General features: G+C 50.4%; 10 protein-coding genes. 5 read left to right on the top strand and 5 right to left on the bottom strand.

What is annotated here, in order from left to right; all coding sequences use genetic code 11:
• Positions 1-38: 38 nt before the first annotated feature.
• The 5 genes from TURPA_RS17970 to TURPA_RS24065 all read right to left on the bottom strand — a co-directional run bounded on the left by TURPA_RS17970 (position 39) and on the right by TURPA_RS24065 (position 8,833).
• Positions 39-914, bottom strand: coding sequence for a hypothetical protein (locus TURPA_RS17970; RefSeq protein WP_014804686.1), 876 nt, complete (start codon positions 912-914; stop codon positions 39-41).
• 221 nt (positions 915-1,135) lie between these two features.
• Positions 1,136-3,043, bottom strand: a complete 1,908-nt coding sequence (locus TURPA_RS22255; protein ID WP_157210582.1) for a transposase — start codon at positions 3,041-3,043, stop codon at positions 1,136-1,138.
• Positions 3,030-4,520: a transposase gene (locus tag TURPA_RS22250; protein ID WP_157210581.1), complete on the bottom strand. Its 1,491-nt coding sequence runs from the start codon at positions 4,518-4,520 to the stop codon at positions 3,030-3,032. Before TURPA_RS22250 ends, TURPA_RS22255 begins: the two co-directional genes overlap by 14 nt.
• Positions 4,521-5,478: 958 nt before the next feature.
• Complete coding sequence (locus TURPA_RS17955) at positions 5,479-6,468, bottom strand: IS481 family transposase (RefSeq protein WP_245536841.1); 990 nt, start codon at positions 6,466-6,468, stop codon at positions 5,479-5,481.
• Entirely contained in the window at positions 6,404-8,833 is a 2,430-nt protein-coding gene (locus TURPA_RS24065) for a DUF262 domain-containing protein (protein WP_086014113.1), read from the bottom strand. The genes TURPA_RS17955 and TURPA_RS24065 overlap by 65 nt, the downstream gene beginning before the upstream one ends.
• A gap of 184 nt (positions 8,834-9,017) precedes the next feature.
• Here TURPA_RS24065 and TURPA_RS17950 point away from each other — a divergent pair, with 184 nt between their 5' ends.
• Genes TURPA_RS17950 through TURPA_RS17930 form a run of 5 tightly spaced genes read left to right on the top strand, consistent with a single transcriptional unit; the run spans position 9,018 to position 19,806 of the window.
• Positions 9,018-12,158 carry a DUF499 domain-containing protein gene (locus TURPA_RS17950; protein ID WP_041948680.1) on the top strand — a complete coding sequence of 1,047 codons (3,141 nt, stop codon included), beginning with the start codon at positions 9,018-9,020 and terminating at the stop codon, positions 12,156-12,158.
• Entirely contained in the window at positions 12,155-12,700 is a 546-nt protein-coding gene (locus TURPA_RS17945) for a DUF3780 domain-containing protein (RefSeq protein WP_014804681.1), read from the top strand. The genes TURPA_RS17950 and TURPA_RS17945 overlap by 4 nt, the downstream gene beginning before the upstream one ends.
• Positions 12,701-12,729: 29 nt before the next feature.
• Entirely contained in the window at positions 12,730-16,233 is a 3,504-nt protein-coding gene (locus TURPA_RS17940; protein ID WP_014804680.1) for a DUF1156 domain-containing protein, read from the top strand.
• Between the two features lie 3 nt (positions 16,234-16,236).
• The gene (locus TURPA_RS17935) at positions 16,237-18,996 is read left to right on the top strand and encodes a phospholipase D-like domain-containing anti-phage protein (RefSeq protein ID WP_014804679.1); all 2,760 of its coding nucleotides are present in this window, start codon (positions 16,237-16,239) and stop codon (positions 18,994-18,996) included.
• 9 nt (positions 18,997-19,005) lie between these two features.
• A complete protein-coding gene (locus tag TURPA_RS17930) occupies positions 19,006-19,806 on the top strand; it encodes a hypothetical protein (RefSeq protein ID WP_014804678.1) in 801 nt (266 codons plus the stop codon).
• Position 19,807: the final 1 nt, after the last annotated feature.

Genomic DNA, 19,807 nt, shown 5'->3' with positions numbered 1-19,807 from the left:
GGCAAAAGAAGGGCGGCGCGAGGCCGCCCCGATGATGATCAGCTGAGTTCTGGGATTGAGAGTAGCCTGTTTTCGGGTTCTTTCCGGAACTCATCTTCCAGGTAGGCACCGTCGAGCAGCCAGCACAGGAATAGATCGATTTGATCCTGTGCGATAGCCGCGTTTAAGTGTTGATGCAGGCAGAGACTCGTGCGGCCTTCATCGCGGAGCATGAATGTCTGGACTGAGGTTTGGTCGTCGGAAATACCTGTCGGGTCTGAACAGGTCTCGTCGGGGGTGAAGAGTACTGGTATGGCTGAAAATGGACGCATAAAGGGATCGTACTGCATGCCGGTAGAAACGGATGTCCGATAAAGCAGGCTGATCAGTATTTCTTTTTCTTGATCCGTCACGCGCCGGGGAATATCAATGAGCAGCAAGCGTGCATTCGTTAAACGCCAGAGCCCGTTCCGAGTCAGACTTGTGATTTGATCGAGATCTTGGGAGCTGAGATGAACCACCCGGTCGCCGAGTGAACGCTTCAAGACCTCCATGAGCAAGAACCTTGGGGTATTGCCGGCGATGCTAATGACTGCTGGGTATGGGTTGGGGAGAAATAGTGCACCGCCAAGGGCACGTTGCAGGGCTCGCAGACAGTCATCGGGATCGGAGACGTGAGCACCGTCGGGCTCCACTTGGGTAATGGTTGAGTGAAGGAATTCAAGAAATTCCAGGTTTTCGTAAAGCCCCCGAGAGTTTTCTCGATAATTGCCGGACAGGGGCAAATGTCCCGGGCTCGTTGAAAACTGGCGTGTTTTGAACTCAAGGGTGCCGTTTTGAAACGGGGTATCGCTCCGCATGTACCAACGTTCGAATTCGACTGTTGTCGCTGGTCGATTTTTGACTTGAGACTTCTCTTGGACTTGTGTATTCATTTAATCTCCTGCATCCAGTTGGATGGCTTTTTGTTCAAGGATTCCGGGTCTGAGTGAGATACGGTTAACTTTGGGAGCTGATACGGCTGGCAAGAGAGCATCGTTAGCGGGGATTTCAGATATCACCTGCCTGACGATGGAACCTGAAAAGCATGAAAAAATGCGTCCAATGTGTCCGGAGAGGAAGAAGAATGAAAACGAGCGGCGGCAGGGCTCCGGGGTCATTGGTACTTCTCCTTGGATTTGCGCTGAACGTAGTGGCGCTGGACTTTTTGTTCGTACAGGGCGTGGAAGTTGGCGAACTCGGAGCGGCGCAGGACGTACCGGATGTTGGGCAGGAATGGGAAAGTCCTCTTCAAATCGTAGATAAATTTGAAGTTGTACCCGTCAGGGTGGCTGCGATCGACGACGGAGGCGAATCCGCGCAGGGCCCAAAGCCGGATGATCCGGTAGGCCTTGGCACGCGGGATGTTGGCTGTGTCGATCACGGAGTCAAGATCGCTCCATTCGCCTTCGTCGAGGAACTCCCATAGGCGGGCGGCGTAATACTCGTAGAGCTTCTGCGAAGCCTTGTCTGATTTTGTCTGTCGGTCTAGGAATGATTCGTAATCTCGCTTCGCGGTTTCGTGATCGGTGAGTTGTTGGGGAGACAGGAGGGTGGAGAGCTCGCCGGCGGATAAGCCTTCCTCCCCCTGGGTGCCCCAAGATTTTCTTTCTTCGAGTGTAGGCGGTTTGTATTGCAGGGATTGCAGGCGCACTTGTAGCCAATTCTTCAGGGGATATCTCAAGCTCACAAACCCCAAACTTGTCGGGTCCGGGCTGACAGCGAAGCTGTCAGATCCGGTTGCCGATGTTGGGACTTGCTCACTTTCGATAATGCGAAATGCAGGATTCGAACCAGTGACCTTAGAAAGAGAAGATCCTGAAGACAGGTTTGCAGAAACTGCAATCGGGGAAGAGAGAACGTATTTGTTTTGTTCTCTTGAGGGGAATGCGATTGCATCTTGGGATGCTATCGCATTGGAAGAAGGAAGATTTAACGCTCGTCGGGAATCTATAGACGATTCGGGATTTTTGAAGTTGTCAACAAAGTTTTGAGTTTTTGTCTTCTGGGGTGAATATTCTTGGGTCGACTCCTGTGGAATTCGAGCTTCGTTCCTGGCTGTGTTATCTTTGCGTTTAGCGTTGGGTGTTCTTCGAACGTATGGCTTCATGGGTCTGGGGTACTGAAGCTGGACAGGGAAATCTGAAGTAAGTGTAGTTGCGGTAGAACCGCAGGAACCTTTGGTTCCGGTTGCGCTGCGGGAGCTTTGCTCTACCTGTTCTTGTGCCGACCTTTGAGTCTGGCTGTTTTCTAAGTGGTCTCTTAATCTCTGGTCTATGAGCTTACTCCAGCCGTAATACTTTAAGCTCTTCCAGAAGGCGTATTCGTTCAGGTACAGCTGACTGAACTCTGGTCGGATGTATGAGTAACCTGCGGTGAAGTGGTACTTCAGGTTTCGGTGGTTGCCTTCGGCGACCTGGTTGTGGATCCCGTTGATTGACCAACGATTACGTGCCCATTTGTAACGGGGGTCTGCGGACTTTCTGTTGTGATTCACCATCCGGTGGTTTCGATTGATTCGGTAGTAGAACTTGTAGCCTTCGTCGGTGAACAGGGGCACGTTCTTTGGTATATACTTGTCTAATAAGGGTCGGAGTGTTTGAGCCTGGTTGTTGGGGATTGAGTCGTATATGATAGGACCGCCTTTCCAGGACAGGGTGTGGACGAGTGTCCCGACTTGTTTTCCGCCGAGTTTGTTTGCAAGGTAGATGGATGCTGTCTGACCGGTGTGCTTGTGCCGCTTACGTCCCTGGTTTGCGCGTTGGGAGGCTGAGTACAGGACACAAGAGTCGGCTTGGGGAACAGGTCGGTCGCCGAGAACGGTAGAGACGTGTTGATCGCCTGCGGTGGGTGGTAGTTTGGTTTCGCCGGAGGCGGAGTCAGGAAACTTTTCGGTTAGCTCTCTTTGCATCAGAGATTTAACTTTCTCCATCTGGTCGGAGGCGAATAGTTGAAGCCTGCGTTTTAGGAGCAGGGCGGAGTTCTTTGAGATACCGAGCCGGCGCTCTATTTCAGAAGCGGACAAAACTTGGGGATATCGCGCAATGGATTCGTGCAGGGCCCAGCCAAACATCCAGATGGGGAGTTTGAAATGGTGCAGGGGGGTGTGGCTGAAGCGTGATTGCTGGTGCTGACAGTCTGGGTGTGAACAACGAATAGAGTATGCCCTGGTGGAAATGGACTTTGTCAGGGGCTGATTGTGGGTCGGGCAGAACTTGGGGTACAGGAGTAGCAATACCTGATACGCATAGTTCGCGTGGTAAGATTGGTTGGCAGAGGGAATAGCCCTTATAGGCTGACTTTGTGGATTCGGATCCGTCCGTTTCGCAAAATTTTCTCCTCACCTTCCCCAAACTTAGACTTGGAGGAGCCTCGCTCGCATCGACAGCACAATCCGACACCCCCGCGGTTTCGGAGAAATTTGTGCGAAATGCAGGATTCGGGGACACTGAGCGATCTTTGATCGCGTTCTTGTCGGGACGCACCCCTGACACAGGGTTAATACACCCGAATTGGAATAATTCAACCTTTTTTGGAATATTTCCTGTTTGGTTGTTGGCGGATAACTCCGTGCTGGATGGTTTTTGCTTTCTGCTCGCGGTAGATGTTCTTCGAACATACTTCTTCATGGGTTTGGGATACTGAAGTTGGATAGGGAAATCTGTAGTAAGTGTAGACAGGGGGGAACTTTTAGTTCCGGGCTTAGTGCTTGAACCTGTGGCCCTGGTCGAGGGGCTTTGAGCTTCGAGGTCTTTTGGCAGGTGGGACTTTAGCCGGGGATCGATGAGCTTTGACCATCCGTAGTATTTCAGGGATTTCCAGAATGCGTATTCATTTAAGTAGAGTTGAGAGAACTCCGGTCGGATGTACGAGTACCCGGCGGTGAAGTGGTATTTCAGGTTGCGGTGGTTTCCTTCGGCGACCTGGTTGTGGATGCCGTTGATGCTCCAGCGGTTCTTTGCCCATTTGTATCTGGGGTCGGATGACTTTCGGTTGTGGTTCACCATCCGATGGTTTTGGTTGATTCGGAAGTAAAACTTGTAACCTTCATCAGTGAATAAAGGCACGTTTTTCGGGATATATTTGTCCAGGAGTGGTCGGAGTGTCTGAGCTTGGTTGTTGGGGATTGAGTCGTAGATGACCGGGCCGTTCTTCCATGACAGGGTGTGGACGAGAGTCCCGCGTTGTGCTCCGCCCAGTTTGTCGGAGAGGTAGATCGAAGCTGTTTGCCCCGTGTGCTTGTGCCGCTTGCGTCCCTGGTTGGCACGCTGAGAGGCGGAGTACAGGACACAGGAATCGGCCTGGGGAACTGCTCGGTCGCCGATTACGGTCGAGACGTGTTGATCCCCGGCTGTGGGTGGGAGTTTGGTTTCGGGGAACTTTTCGGTTAGCTCTGCCTGCATCAGGGTTTTGATCTTCTCCATCTGGTCGGAGGCGAATAACTGGAGTCGACGTTTTAGCAGCAGAGCGGAGTTCTTGGAGATGCCGAGTCGGCGCTCCATTTCGGTAGCGGACAGGACTTGGGGATATCGGGCAATGGATTCGTGCAGGGCCCAGCCGAACATCCAGATTGGAAGCTTGAAGTGGTGTAACGGGGTATGGCTGAATCGGGATTGCTGGTACTGGCATTCAGGGTGTGAGCAGCGAATCGCATATACTCTGGTCGATATGGACTTGGTCAGGGGCTGATTGTGAGTCGGGCAGAATTTTGGGTACAGGCTTAGCAATATCTGAAATGTGTAATTGGCGAAGTAAGATTGGTTGTCGGCTGGAACACCCTCTATGGGTGTGCTTTGGGGATTCGGGTATACAGTTATGCCCTTTGGGACCATAGTTTCCGGTAAAGACTCACGAACAGGTGCGAACGTCCGGGGCCGTGCATTGAAGCGCATGCGTGCAATATAAGCATGCCCCATGGAAAAAGAGCAGATAGCCGGGCTAAAGGCTGATTTTTTATCAAGCCGCAACTTTCAGACTTTGCTCGCCGTGGCTCTGCCTTTCGACCTGAAAGGCGCGGCGACTAGGCCCTGAAGCATCGGAAGGCTGACTTGTAGTTCCCTGTTCGGACATTTAGCAATCCAATCGGAAATATCTGAGATTAAGCCCAAAATAGAGTCTCGTTCTGTTGAGACGAGAGTGAAATTGCTCCAAATCCAAGTTGGTAAATCGGTTTGATACATTGAGCGCGACGAATCAGGTATTTTGATGCGCTTCATAAAGCCTTTCTGGTTCACCTCAATAAAGCCGAATTCTATGCTGTCTTCCTCTAGAAAAGTTTCATTCCCGTGAGGCCAAATGACGAAGAACCTGACATCATAACCTGGAATTACACTGAGGTTTGAAACAAAGAATGCACTGTCATTAGGGGTGTAGAGGTTGGATGCAGGATGATTCTTGGCTGTACCATCTGCCCAATGCTTTAAATTGTAAAAGTCTGAACTTGACCTGACACACCCATTTTCATGCTGTCTGTAATTTCAAATCCAGCATTTTGTCTTTCGCTATACTGAGCGAGTCTTTGAATGTTGCCAGAGGCGTTTTGCCGAAGCAATATTTCCCCTGATGAGTGCGCTGCGTGTTGTAATCGTAAATCCACTCATCAAGGTCTGCCTGCAATTGCTCCAAAGAAGTGTAAACCTTCTTTCTGAATGCAACATTGTAAAACTCATTCAATATAGTCCGGTGAAAGCGCTCACAAATGCCGTTCGTCTGCGGGCTCTTGGCCTTGGTTTTTGTGTGGTCGATATTCTCCAAGGCCAGATACAGCTGATAATCGTGCTCTTCCCGGTTGCCACAGTACTCGCTGCCACGATCGGTCAGAACGCGCAACAGCGGAATCTCATGCTCGTCAAAAAACGGGATGACTCTGTCGTTAAGCATATCGGCTGAAACCAGAGAATTCTTGCGATCATAGAGTTTCGCAAAAGCGACTTTCGAATACGTGTCGATGAAGGTCTGCTGATAAATTTTACCCACACCCTTCATATTTCCCACGTAAAACGTGTCTTGTGACCCCAAATAACCAGGGTGCTCCGTTTCAATTTCACCGTGACTTTCCTTCTCATCTTTTGCGCGTTCGAGCGCAACCAATTGTGCCTCGGTAAAGATCCCCTTTTCCTGAGCCATTCGCGCTTCAAGGTATTTCAGCCGTTTTTTAAACGTCGCAAGATCATGGCGCAGCCAAACGCCGCGCACGCCAAAAGGGGAGATGATGATACCTATCTTGCGCAACTCGTTGGACGCCCGAACCTGACCGTACGCGGGGTATTGAAATGCAATTTCCCGTACCGCTTCCTCGACCTCTGGAGCTACACGATTTTTCAGCAAAGGCTTCCTGCGGCTGATCTCCTGCAATGCGAGCTCGCCACCCTTGTCGTAAAGCTCCTTAAACCGGTAGAAACTGTCTCTTGAGTAACCGAAAACCTTGCAAGCTTTCGATACGCTGCCCAGCTGCTCTGCCAGTTTCAGCAGACCAACCTTGTTCTTGATAATTTTCTGTTCTGTCGTCATAAACACTCCTTTTTGTTAAGAGAGTGTCAGATAAAGTAAAAACTATTACATTTAAATCCAACACGGTCTCTACTGAGAATGGTTCGGATTTTGGGATCAAGGCTTCAATCTTGAGCTGATCGTACCATTCTCTGCAAATGCCAATATTCCTCTCAATAATCGCCGCATACGTCGGTCTCCAGTTGGTCTTTAAATCCCAGTCATCGAGGCTTAACCATTGTTTTCCGCAGAAACTCCACTCTAACAGTCGCGGAGATAATTCTTGAATATCCGAAATCATGTGTTTGTGCTTCAAGACGAAATCCTCCCAGGGTTTAGAAGCGGCTGCCAAATCATTTTTTGCAATACTATTATTTGATAGCGGATCAAGTTTATACGACGGCGGTACGTTTTGATCCATTCTATTCAGCGAGTAAGGCCATGCTCGGAAATTACCATTGGTGGCGTAGAAACTGCGCAGTGGTTCAGCGATATTGTGCTTATTATGTACATACGATAACGGAGAGATGTGATCCCAGTCAAACGGGACACTCGTGTCATCCAACTGGAAATGCGCTTCCCGGAAAAAATTGGCGAGAAACTCCCTTTGGGCATACAAGAGAACCATTTTATTGCGCAGAATCTCATAGAAAAAATCATGGCAGTCATTGTCTGCTTCTTGCAGGCGATTCCATACAGAGGTTCTTGCCTGAGGTGGGTTCCTAAGAATCTGCAGCATTTCCTTTGCTGCCTTTTCATTGAGTGACGGAAATCTCATGAGTATATTCTGCAGGCGCGCCCTGGCAACAGTAATAGCCGACCAAAACTTTTCAGTCGGCAGAGTGGCCGCGCAGGGCCAAATGTTGCGGAGTACCTTTGCGTGATTTCGTTGTTTCTGGCCTTTGCCCAACCATGAGAGTAAAGTTAACAGGCCAAGCGTCCGCCGATGCAAATCACTTCCAGATTTGATTGTGTCCTTATGGATCAGCAGTCTATACATGAAGATAAACAGTACTTCTGGAGCAGACTCACCGAAACTGGTCACAACTAGATGCGGAAAACCAAATGGCAGACTTTTCCGTGAGTAGCTCAGTAAATGTCGAACGTACTGGAGAAAGGTTTTTCCTTCATAGGCCTTCTCTTCGACTATCGTTCGCAAGAAGAGTTCAAATTTCGAAATTCCGGCCTCTCCTTTCTCCTTGCCATACTTGTCCTCGAGCATAGCCTTCTGGAATTGTTTCGGCTTGATCTTTAGCGATATTGCGTCGCGTCCAGTTGCTTTGTTTGCCTGCTGATAAAGTCTGTAAGCAATCGTAACGAATCGAGCAGGGCTTACCAAGCCCACGCACGACTTTTCGATAGCATCTTGAAGGGGCCGAGGAATGTGTGCCTTCAAAATGGAATAATTTAATTCTTCACCCTGCAAAGGTGTCCCGCCTGCATTGAGCCTTACGAAAAGGTTTTCAATCTCATCGTTTGATTCTTCCTGCTCTTCCTGTTCTTGGTCCGAAAGTGCGCTGGTCTCTAAGGCATCCTCGTCAGCGGCAGCCACAGTTCTGATTCTTTCAAAATCAAGGTATAGAGCCGGGATTTTTTGACCATGATCTTTATCTAACATGAGCAAGCAGGATTCTCGTATGGCCGCAATTCGATCTGGCAGAATAGACGCTGCAGTTTTAGGCTTCCCCTGCGCATTCCACTTGGCTTCTATCTTTGACCAGTGTTTCCACATACGAACCTGGGCGATAATGGTTTCTGAACTCTGAACAGATCCATTGGCATCTATGAAGAAACTAAAAGGTATTGGTAGATCTGCATCGGCTGGGTAAAAGTCATCCAATGAACCTGCCGCAAGATAGTCATCCACTCCATATTCAAGCATGGCCTTTCTGATGCGGTCTGCCGATAGGGTTTTAGCATTGTCTCCCCGCTGGTACCCCCATGGATGTGAACGTGTTATGACACGAAAGCGGTATTTCCGACTGTCGTCACCTGTAGGTGGAATCAGGTCGATAAATATCTTGAACTTTTCTTCTGAAGATCGGAAAGTACTCTGCCCCAGACCCAGGCAAATAGCTGTGGCGCGTTGCTGTCCATCGAGCATTTCTAGTTTATTGTCTTTCCCGTAGGTCGAGAGCACAAAAGCGCCCACAGGATATCCGCGCAGCAATGAGTCCCAAAGATTCTCAATCTGTGCTGGTTTCCACACGAACCCGCGCTGTACAGTGGGCAGTGAGATATTTCCGTCAGTCGGCCACCGAGCAATTTCGGCGATCGTGTAATTTGCTTTCTGGTCAATCTTGCTCATTTTGCGGTCATTTCTCATAGCAACCTGAGATAAGCAAGCAACGCCTTTGTTATTTCAAATCGTAATGACAAGGACGCTGCTTTAACATTCGGCTATGAGCGTCGTTGAGGGGAAGATTAAGCTAAACCACTTAATTGACAGGCCTCCCTCGGTCTCAGGTATGCCAAATAGCCTCCCAGGAGTCCAACAGATGTCGTCGACAATGCCGAAAACCGCAGTAACCCCATCTCTCAAGACAGTTCAGCAGCTCTGCTCACCCAGAAAGAGTCTCTTTGAAACGCGATTCAAGGACTATGCGCTCAACCTGACTGATTTGGCGCAAGGCAAGATCGATGCAGAGGAATTCTTCACAGAGAACTTCGTCACGGACGGGATGAAAACTTTGCTCGATACCGCGTTCGAGCGCTTTGAGGGAAAATCGAACATAAGCGTGGTTAAGCTGACCCAGGCAATGGGTGGGGGTAAAACGCACAACATGATTGCATTGGCCCTCTTGGCCATGAATCCTGATTTACGCAAAAAGATCGGCCTGAAGACGAATGTCAAAACGGCAATCAGGGTCGCATCGTTCAGCGGCCGGGAAAGCGACAGTGAATACGGAATTTGGGGAAGCATTGCACAGCAGATCGGCAAGCTCGATGACTTCGCGGATTACTATCGCGGGGTACTGAAAGCACCTGGCGAGACCAGTTGGGTAAATCTACTCAAGGGCGAACCGTTGCTTATCTTGCTCGATGAGCTTCCGCCATATCTGGAGTACGCGACATCAGTATCGGTGGGAGATTCGAATCTGGCTGTCGTGACCACGAGCGCTCTCTCGAACCTTGTCGTTGCCGCGAATAAAGAAGAACTCAGTAATGTTTTGATCGTGGTGTCTGACCTTAAGGCTACGTACGAGAGTGGTTCTGCTGCCCTCGCCAGCGGACCGCTGAAGAATCTCGACCATGAACTCAACCGCACGGCGATGGAGCTTGAACCGGTACGGCAAAACTCCGACGAGATTTATCACATTCTGAAGAGCAAGCTGTTTGAGAAGTTGCCCTCGGAGTCGGATGTTTCTCCCGTTGCTCAGGCGTATGGAGCCGAACTGCTGACGGCCAAGCAGATGGACATCACCAACAGTTCTCCTGAAGAACTTGTCAGTCATATCAAACAATCATACCCTTTTCACCCGGCGGTGCGTGACCTTTACGCGCGGTTCAAGGAGAATCCGGGTTTTCAACAGACCCGCGGTCTTATTCGCATGTTGCGGACACAGGTTCGCTCACTCTATAGCGAATCCCGCAAAAACGAAAGCGTGTATTTACTCTCGCCCGATACCTTTGACCTGAACGATTCAGATACGGTGACGGAGATAAACAAGATCAACGGCACTCTCAAGAATGCGATCAGCCACGATATTGCGTCTCAGGGGAGTTCCGAAGCTGAAAAGCTCGACCAACAATTCAGGACAGACATTCACCAATCAGCTACCAAGACGATCATGTTATCGTCGCTTGCTGCTGTACAGAATGCTGTGCTGGGCCTCAACCAATCAGACCTTGTGTATTATTTGGTCAAGCCAGGGCGAGACCTTCGGGATCTCAAGACCAAGGTTCTGCCGGCTTTAAAAACCACCTGTTGGTATTTGCACCTCGACCGCCAGGGCAATTATCTCTTCAAGAACGTTCAGAATATTGTTGCAAAAATCAATTCGTTGGTTTCTACGTACAATCCCGATCAGGCGATAAAGCAAGTACGCAGCGAACTCGAAGCACTATTCAAGCCTGTTGATAAAGATGTGTATCAAAAACTGTCCATTCTCGAAACTCCCGACGTATTGAGCCTGGATGTGGATTCGGTTCTGCTGGCAGTATACCAACCAAACGACAAAGGTGCGGGCCTACATCCAGACCTGCTTTCTTTTTATCAGAATCAAATCTACAAGAACCGGGTTCTTTTTCTCACTGGCGAGCGTGCTGCAATGGATTCGGTCTTGTACACGGCCAAAGAAGTCAAAGCCATTGACCATGTAATCAAAGAGCTTGAGTTAGATAAAATATCAGCAAAAGATCCACAGTATGTCGAAGCCTTGGATCTGCGAGATCATTACTCGAGCAGCTTCAGGAGTGCCGTGCGAGAAACATTCACGAAGCTCTATTACCCGAGCGCCGATCGCCTGATGGACGCAGAGTTCTTCATGCAGTTCAGCTCGAACAACTATAACGGCGAACAGCAGATCAAGGCAACCCTCGAAGCCAAGCAGAAATTCACGACAGACACCGAAAGCGACACGTTCCGCAAGAAATGTGAAAAGCGTTTGTTTGGCAAAGCCGCAGACGAACCCCGGGAAATGGAATGGGCGGAGATCAAGAAGCGTGCCGCTCGTGAGCCGATTTGGCAATGGCATCGCCTCGATGCTTTAGACCGACTCAAAACAAAACTCGTTCGCGAGAAAATCTGGCGCGAGAACGGGAAGTTCGTTCAGACTGGTCCTTTTGAAGCAGCCAAAACGGATGTTATCATCAACCAGGTGCTGCGCGACGAAGAAACGGGCGCGGTGAAATTGAGGGTCGAACCGCAACATGGCGACAAAGTCTATGTAGATTATGGAGCAGACCCGACGACGGCCTCTGAATTGATACACGACCACGGAAACTTTGAAACTGCGCGCATGGAGGTGCGATTCCTGTGCGTTGATTCAACGGGCAAACACCCGCAAGGGCCTGTGCGCATCTGGAAAAACACCATCGCGCTCAAATACGATACAACGCCGCGAGACGGCAAGGTGTTCGTTACTCTGCGGGCAATCCCCGATGCTGATATTCGTTATACGACCGATGGTTCGGCACCACGTGAACTCGGTGGGGAATACACTGGAGTCTTCGAAGTCAAAAAGAAGTGCACGGTTATGGCCATCGCCACGAAAGAAGGCATTGAGTCTCAAATACTTTCATTCGAAGCTGACCCTACTGCGAGCAAAGGTGCCCGAATCGACGAGAGCAAGGCTGCCATCGTCATTCGCAGGCATAAGTTCGACGGCACAGACAAATGCTACCAACTGATTGAATCGATGCGGCGCTACCAGATATCTGTCAGCCAGGTTGAAGTCGCCATCGAAGCCATTTCTCATGCTGACACATTCGTGAGTTACTCAACGGGTGGGCAGATTATTCGCTTTGACGCGACAAAGCTGAGTGAGTTGATCGACAACCTGCGCAAGCCATTCATTGAGGAGAATCAGGCAGAGTACCGTATCAGGCTTATGATCGGTGAAATGCACTACCGTCAGGGTGGAGACATTCAACACTTTGCTGGCGAAATGAATCTACCGGGCTATGAACCGCACGAGGTGAGACAATGAAAAAGAAATCTGCGGCCGCTGCACACGATGACCTGAGTTTCGGCTTACATCCCGAGGAGACCGCGCACCATTTTGTGGTGAATCTCGGAGACAAGAAAGGCCCGCATGTGTATATCAGCGAACACTTCGAATATTTTGAGTCACCCGAGAGACGGCGTATTGAGTATTCTGTCGGTGTTCAGGATAAGGCACTCAAAGTCATTCTGCCATACGAAAAGTGGAAGATGATCGAAGAACCGATTCGATTTGAATTCAATCAACGCCTGCTACGCGCTGGTCTGAAAAGCTCGAAGTTCAAGGCCGGTTTTAACGTGTTACCTCGCCTATTTGGCAAAGAGCTCTTATTGCTCTGCTGGGCTATCGAAGATGCCGACCCCGGCCAGATACCCACGGCAATCAAGAACTGGCAAGGCCTCAAACCTGAAGAGCGCTGGTGGCTGTTTACGATGACCAACGCAGCTACCGGTCAGGCGGTTTCAGGACGCAACCGCGGCTGGCGCAAGGCCGTACGCTTTGCCCTCACCGAGAACCCGACGGAATAAACCGTCGTTTCTCATACACACAAGATACGATGACCGATAAAACCTTCATAGAAACGCAGTTTCCTGTCTCCAAAGTTTCCAAAGAATCTTACAAGGAGCGCATGGCCAACTACAGCCAGACGCTCACGGGCCTCGGCAAATGGTGGGGGCGCAAACCTTTGGTTCTGGTGCGTGCTACCATCGTCGGGTTGCTGATGCCTGCGAGTGACAACCCCGAGAAAGACCGCGAGATTTTCCTCAAGATTATGACCATGGACGAAGAAGGTCTGTGGCTGCGCTACCTTGCAAAAGAAGGAAAACTTCCGGCTAAGACGATATACGAAATACTCACCGACGAAGAACATCATGTACGAGTTTTGAAGGCGCTGCAAAAAGTCGATCACGGCCTGACGTTGCCGATGTTCGAAGCAGACCGCAAAGACCAGGCCAAGGTTTGGCAGGATTACTTCAACGTCGATGGTGAACGTGTCAGTTGGGCTAAATTCTCGAAAGAAACGGGCGACCATGTGAAAGGTGCATTGGAGCGCATTGCTTTCAGCGCTCTGTACTATGACGAGAAGCTGAATTACTGTGTCAGGCCCGAGCAGATCGCAGGGCCATCCGCCGCAGCATTCAAAGAAATCAATGCTCATCTGGGTACGAAAGCACGGAATCTGCAAGAGCTGATTCATGAACTCGGTCAACGTCGTTTCGGCCACAACCCCAAAGTCGGTGACGCCTTCTGTGGTGGCGGTAGCATTCCGTTTGAAGCGGCACGCCTCGGCTGTGACGTCTATGCCTCTGACCTAAACCCGGTCGCTGCCCTTTTAACCTGGGCTGCAATCCACATTGTTGGTGGTGGGCCTGAGGTTGCCGAACAAGTCAAGAAAGCACAGCAAGAAGTCTATGATGCCGTCGATCAGCAGATCTGTGAATGGGGCATTGAGCACAACGTCAAGGGCCATCGCGCCGATGCTTACTTGTACTGTGTCGAAGTCAAAGACCCGGAGACAGGTTGGATGGTACCGCTGGCGCCGTCATGGATCATCGGCGAAAAGACTAAGACCGTTGCGATACTCGTACCCGATGAAAAGAAAAAGCGCTACGACATTCAAATCAAAATGGATGCCTCGGCTGCGGAAATGAAAGCAGCGAAAGAAGGCACTGTTAAAAGTAACTATGTCGTTCATCCGAAAAACCCGAACCCGATACCGATGTCGATCATTCGCCGCGAGAACCAGGGCGGGCTGAGGCTTTGGGAAAATGAGGATGTCGTACCGCGCCCAGACGATGTCTTTCAGGAACGGCTCTACTGCATTCGCTGGGTGGTGCCGCCCGCACACGAGCGCGTGCGTACGCTGGTGAAGCTTGCCCGCCTGCAACGGGATAATGAAGAACACAAATTGATATTGGATGAAATCAGCGAAGCGCAGGTCAAGAATCTGAAAAAAGCAACCGGCATCGATTTCAGCGGGTATTCTTATTCAGTAGACAACTACGCCATACGCAAGGTCATCAAAGACCATGGCGACTCCGACCATGAGGAAAAGCGCGGGCAGATCGCGGTTACGGACGAGGCGTTTGAGCTGATTCCCTATGTGCTGGAAAACTATGACAAGGTTTCGGTATCGCCAGAAAAGAACAAGCGCGGTCTGGAAGTTTTGATTTTCGAAAAGCGTATCAATGGCGCCATTTTCTATCTGACAGAAACCCGTACGGGTAAAAAAGAGCTGAGCCTTAATACTATGTATATACGAAGGGGGCGTGACAATGCCCTTGCGGACCCTGCACCATCGTCCGGAACGCTCCCCCTTGAGGACGACAACGACCATTTCCGTGAGCTGTGTCAAGAATTAATCAAGAAGTCAGTTTCAAAAGAGTACCGGTACTATACTGCTCCCGATCATGCGGATTTACAGCGCGAGGCGAAGGTTTTGTCTTTGCTTCAGGCAAGGTTTTCTGACTGGCAGAAGGTCGGCCATATTCCATCTCGCAAGATCGAACCTGGCGAGAAGACCGACGAACCGATAAGGAATCGTGGATGGTCACATTGGCATCACTTGTATAATCCAAGGCAACTGCTTGCGAATGGGGCATTTTTGCAAGAATCCGATGGATGTCAGAGACTGCCTTACATCTACTTTCTATTAGTGATTGCAACTTCGGGAAACAGGAATTCTCGATTGGTTAGTTGGGTGCCATCATATGGCGTAGAAACAACAGATCAAGTTTTCACTAATCAGGCCCTAAATACAAAATACAACTTTGGATGTCGAGGGTTGCTGGGATATTTGTCTATACTTGGAAATGTAATCAACGAGCAAAACACCCAGTTCAATCAAATCAAAAATCATTCTGAAGTTGCGACAACCGATTCAATCGAGTTAAGGACAACGAACGACCTGTGGCTCACGGACCCACCGTATGCCGATGCCGTCAACTATCATGAGCTATCCGAGTTCTTTCTGACTTGGTATGAAAGAAAACTCACGAAGGTCTTTCCTGACTGGGTGGTCGATTCGCGACGCGACTTAGCAATCAAGGGCAACAGTGAAGATTTCCGTCGCTCTATGGTAAAAGCATACACTAACCTTGCTAAGCATATGTCGGCCAATGGACTGCAAGTTGTCATGTTCACGCACCAAGATGCGGGTGTCTGGGCTGACTTAGCGGTTATACTCTGGGCGTCAGGCTTGCAGGTGACTTCTGCCTGGACTATCGCAACGGAGACCACGTCCGCATTGAAAGAAGGTAACTATGTACAGGGCACAGTGTTACTTATCCTTCGCAAGAATACATCCACTGAAGTTGCATTTCTCGACGAAATGGTGCCGCGCATTGAACAAGAAGTAAAAGCCCAAGTCGAATCGATGGAACGAATAGAAGACAAAGAAGAACCCAACTTCTCTGACACCGACTACCAGCTCGCCGCCTATGCCGCTGCTCTCAGAATCATCACTGGCTACCGCCAGATCGAAGACCTCAACGTAGAGCGCGAACTCTCGCGTTCAGCAAAAGATGCCAAGAGCCCTCTCGAAAGCATCATCGAGAACGCCCGCAACGTGGCAGCGGCTATCCGCATTCCCGAAGCATTTGATATTCTGCTCTGGAAATCCATTTCACCCGAGGAACGCTATTACCTGCGCGGCCTCGACTTCGAATCGAAAGGTGAAAACAAGGCCGGTGCCTTTCAGGAGCTCGCCAAGAACTACGGCATTCGCGACTACACCGAACTTCTCGGCAGCGTCAAAGCCAATGAAACGCGGGTCAAGACCGCAGCAGAATTCGCGTCAGCCCAGATGTCGGGTGATGGTTTCGCCGCTTCTACGCTCCGCCACTTGCTCTACGCCATTCACGTTGCCGTGACCGACGAAAGCCCTGAAACGGGGCGCAACTATCTGCGCAGCGAACTGCCTGATTTCTGGTCGAGGCGGCAGAACATTATCAAACTGCTCGAATACCTGGCGCGATTTGAGCACAGCGTTCGTCATCGCAGCGCAGAGTTCAAAATGGCGGCACTATTGGCAGGGGTGCTGGCAAACGACGCCGGTTAACCCATGATTTCGCGCTATTCTTCAAGGCTCATCAGGCACGGCGGTGAAAGCCTCGGCCAGAGCTTTCTGGCAGAAAAGCTGTCACGCGCCAAGGCGTACGATCGCATCGCGGGCTTTTTCAGCCCGTCGATCATACAGGTGGCCGGTGAAGAAATTGCGGCCATCGGCAAAGTGCGTGTTGTCGCCAATTCAAAGATCACGTTCAATCTCTATGCGGCGAGCCGGGAGCCATCGATGCCCGCCTTCAAGCAGGCACTGTGGAATGAATGGTGTGAGTTTGAGCTGCCTGAAAAGCCAATCTCAGGCTCGGTTCTCGAACGGCTGTACCACTTGCTGAACACAGGCAGAATGGAAGTGCGTATTCTGCCCGACGATCGCTTTGGGCTCATTCACGGCAAAGCCGGAGTGATCACGTTTCACGATGGCAGCAAGACTGCCTTTATGGGCAGCGCGAATGAATCCATTACTGCGTGGCAGTTGAATTACGAGCTGGTTTGGGAAGACAATGCCCCAGAAGCAGTAACCTGGGTTCAAAACGAGTTTGATAGTTTGTGGGGTGATGCGCACGCTTTGACCCTGACCGAAGAAATTATCAAAGACATTCAGCGGACTGCCAAGCGCAAGGTCTTCTCGATTCCCGAATGGCATGGAAATCCCAACCCTGCCGCTCCGATAATCGAAAGCCCTGTCTATCGCCACCAGAACGGTTTATGGAACCATCAGAAATATTTTGTTCAGCGAGCCTTTGAAGAGCACAAACGCTATGACGGTGCCCGCCTCATTCTCGCGGATCAGGTCGGTCTCGGCAAAACTCTGCAGCTCGCCATGGCCGCGCAACTGATTGCTCTCCATGGCAAATATCCAGTGCTCATCATTGTACCCAAGACTCTGATGCAACAGTGGCAAGAGGAATTCTGGAATCTACTCGAAGTTCCCTCCGCCTATTGGACAGGCAGCTCATGGGTAGACGAAAACGGCGTGGAACACGAAAAGGGAGGGCAATACATACAGCATTGTCCCCGGCGTATCGGCATCATTTCGCAAGGACTGATTTCCCGACGCGGTAATGCCTATTCGACTATCCTGAAAGGGAATTACGAATGCGTCATTATCGACGAAGCGCACCGCGCCCGCCGCAAGTCGATGGGCTCGAATCCGGAAAACGAGTCGCGCCCCGAGGTGAACAACTTGCTGGATTTCATTCAGCAGATCGCAACAAAGACAAAGACGCTGCTTCTGGCAACCGCCACCCCGGTTCAGCTGCACCCTATCGAAGCCTGGGATCTCCTGAGCGCCTTGTCGATCGGAAAACCGCATGTTCTGGGCAATGAATACAGCCCGTGGCGCCAACCATCGCAGGCGCTCGAGATGCTGAATCAATCGGCTGAGCGCCTCGACGATGTCGAGTTTTGGAACTGGATTCGTAATCCTTTGCCCCCGGCCGATGAAAAAGACGAAACGGGTGTACTGCCATTTCGGTCGATTCGCAACACGCTGAACATGGAAGACGCTGTGGCTGTCGCTGATCTCGAAGCCCAGGCTGACATGGACGCACCGACCAAAAGCAAGGTGCGCAATCTCAAGGCTTCGTACTTCAGGTACCACAATCCTTTCATCCGTAATATAATCCGTAGAAAGCGTAGTTATTTAGAAGAAACGATCGATCCTGAGACGAATAAGCCCTATCTGCAGAAGGTCGAGGTGAAGCTTTTCGGCGAAGATGACATTGAAGCGCTCGAGCTCCCCGGTTATCTGCAAGACGCATACGATGCGGCGGTCGAGTATTGCCGGCTGCTGGCAAAGCGTACACGCAGTGCGGGCTTCTTACAGACCCTTCTTCTGCGCCGCATTGGTAGTTCGATGGTTGCAGGCCTCAACACCGCCCGCAAGCTGCTCGGTGAAGCGCGCAACGAAGAATTTGACATGGAAGAGGAAGACAGCACCGAGTTTGAAGATGTAATTCCAGAACAGGGCTCCTCGAAAAATACCCCAGAAGAAAACGAAATGCTGACCCGCATTGTGAATGCCCTGGCAGATCGACTCGACGCCGACCCAAAATATAACCGCGTGATTCATCTGCTCGACCACGGTGCCACCGATACGGGGCCTTGGCTCGATCGCGGCTGTATACTCTTCAGCCAATATTACGATACCGCGGAATATGTCGCCAGCCGCCTCTCGGCACATTACCATGACCTCACCATCGGCCTCTATGCCGGTTCACAAAAATCTGCCATCTATCAAGACGGGCGCAAGACCCGTATCGAACGCGAGAAAATCAAGCGCATGGTCAAGGCCGGTGAGATCAAACTCATCGTTGGCACCGACGCAGCCAGCGAAGGCTTAAACCTGCAGATTCTCGGCTCGCTCATCAATCTCGACTTACCCTGGAACCCGACGCGCCTCGAACAACGCAAGGGACGGATTCAGCGCATTGGCCAGCGCTTTGAGAAGGTATATGTTTACAACATGCGCTACCTCAAATCTGTCGAAGACGCTGTCCATGCCCGCCTGTCCGCTCGCCTCAACGACATCCACGACCTGTTCGGGCAAATTCCCGACACCCTCGAAGATGTTTGGGTGCACACCGCCCTGGGGCGCATCGAAGAAGCGCAGAATCGCATCAACGCAGTCGTGCAGAAGCATCCGTTTGATATTCGGTATAATACCAACGCAAATATCACGGGTCCGAAGTGGGAGGAATGTTCGGAGGTGTTGAATAAGGTGGAAAGGTTGGAGTTGCTTGGGAGTGGGTGGCGGTAGAAAAGGTGTATGTACAGAGGGTTCAAAATATCTTTTGACGAAGATCCTTTCGAGACGAATGAATACCTTCAGGGGCTGGCGCGTCACGCGCTTATGCAAGATCGTATCGAGTCGACCTTAGATGCCTATCTTGATATCAATGGTGTGCTTAATGCTTCCAAGATGCAAGCCGATTGGTTTCCTCAAGTAAAAGCTGATGTTTTCATATCACATGCCCATAAGGACAAAGACCTTGCAGTATCCTTTGCCGGTTGGTTGCACGTTGCGTTTGGCCTGAGTAGTTTTATTGACTCTTGCGTATGGGGCCACGCGAGCGTTTTGCAAGCAAGAATCGACAAAGCCTTTTGCTACAACTCGGTAACCAAAACTTATGACTATACGCAACGTAATTATTCCACAAGCCACGTTCACATGATGCTTGCGACGGCCCTCACAAGAATGATCGATAATTGCGAGTGCTTGTTTTTCTTGAACACGCCTTCCTCGCTAACAATCGAGCAAGCAGTCAAGGATGTCGGAAAAACTTTGTCGCCTTGGATATACCATGAGTTGGCGATAAGTCAAATGCTGCGTCCCAAGAAGAAGACCCGAGAACGTCGTTTCAATAGATTTGGCGAAAAACATTATGAGAGCTTGGAGAAATCCGATTTACAGATTGCACATCATGTAGACCTATCGCACTTGAATACTTTGGATTTGGGTGATTTGATTAAATGGGCAGAGGCCTGTCGAAGTCAGACAGGTGCTGATACTTTGGATGTTTTGTATGATCAAAGCCCGCCTCGCAATGACAATAGACTTTACTCATAAG

Source organism: Turneriella parva DSM 21527, from assembly GCF_000266885.1.
In the GTDB taxonomy this organism is placed as follows: Bacteria; Spirochaetota; Leptospiria; order Turneriellales; family Turneriellaceae; genus Turneriella; species Turneriella parva.
This window is presented reverse-complemented; position numbering and strand designations above follow the sequence as displayed.

Coding starts and splice junctions, on each gene's coding strand:
- TURPA_RS17935 (WP_014804679.1), top strand. CDS start 16,237: ATGATTTCGCGCTATTCTTCAAGGCTCATCAGGCACGGCGGTGAAAGC.
- TURPA_RS24065 (WP_086014113.1), bottom strand. CDS start 8,833: ATGAGAAATGACCGCAAAATGAGCAAGATTGACCAGAAAGCAAATTAC.
- TURPA_RS17945 (WP_014804681.1), top strand. CDS start 12,155: ATGAAAAAGAAATCTGCGGCCGCTGCACACGATGACCTGAGTTTCGGC.
- TURPA_RS17930 (WP_014804678.1), top strand. CDS start 19,006: ATGTACAGAGGGTTCAAAATATCTTTTGACGAAGATCCTTTCGAGACG.
- TURPA_RS22250 (WP_157210581.1), bottom strand. CDS start 4,520: ATGGAGCGCCGACTCGGCATCTCCAAGAACTCCGCTCTGCTGCTAAAA.
- TURPA_RS17950 (WP_041948680.1), top strand. CDS start 9,018: ATGCCGAAAACCGCAGTAACCCCATCTCTCAAGACAGTTCAGCAGCTC.
- TURPA_RS17970 (WP_014804686.1), bottom strand. CDS start 914: ATGAATACACAAGTCCAAGAGAAGTCTCAAGTCAAAAATCGACCAGCG.
- TURPA_RS17940 (WP_014804680.1), top strand. CDS start 12,730: ATGACCGATAAAACCTTCATAGAAACGCAGTTTCCTGTCTCCAAAGTT.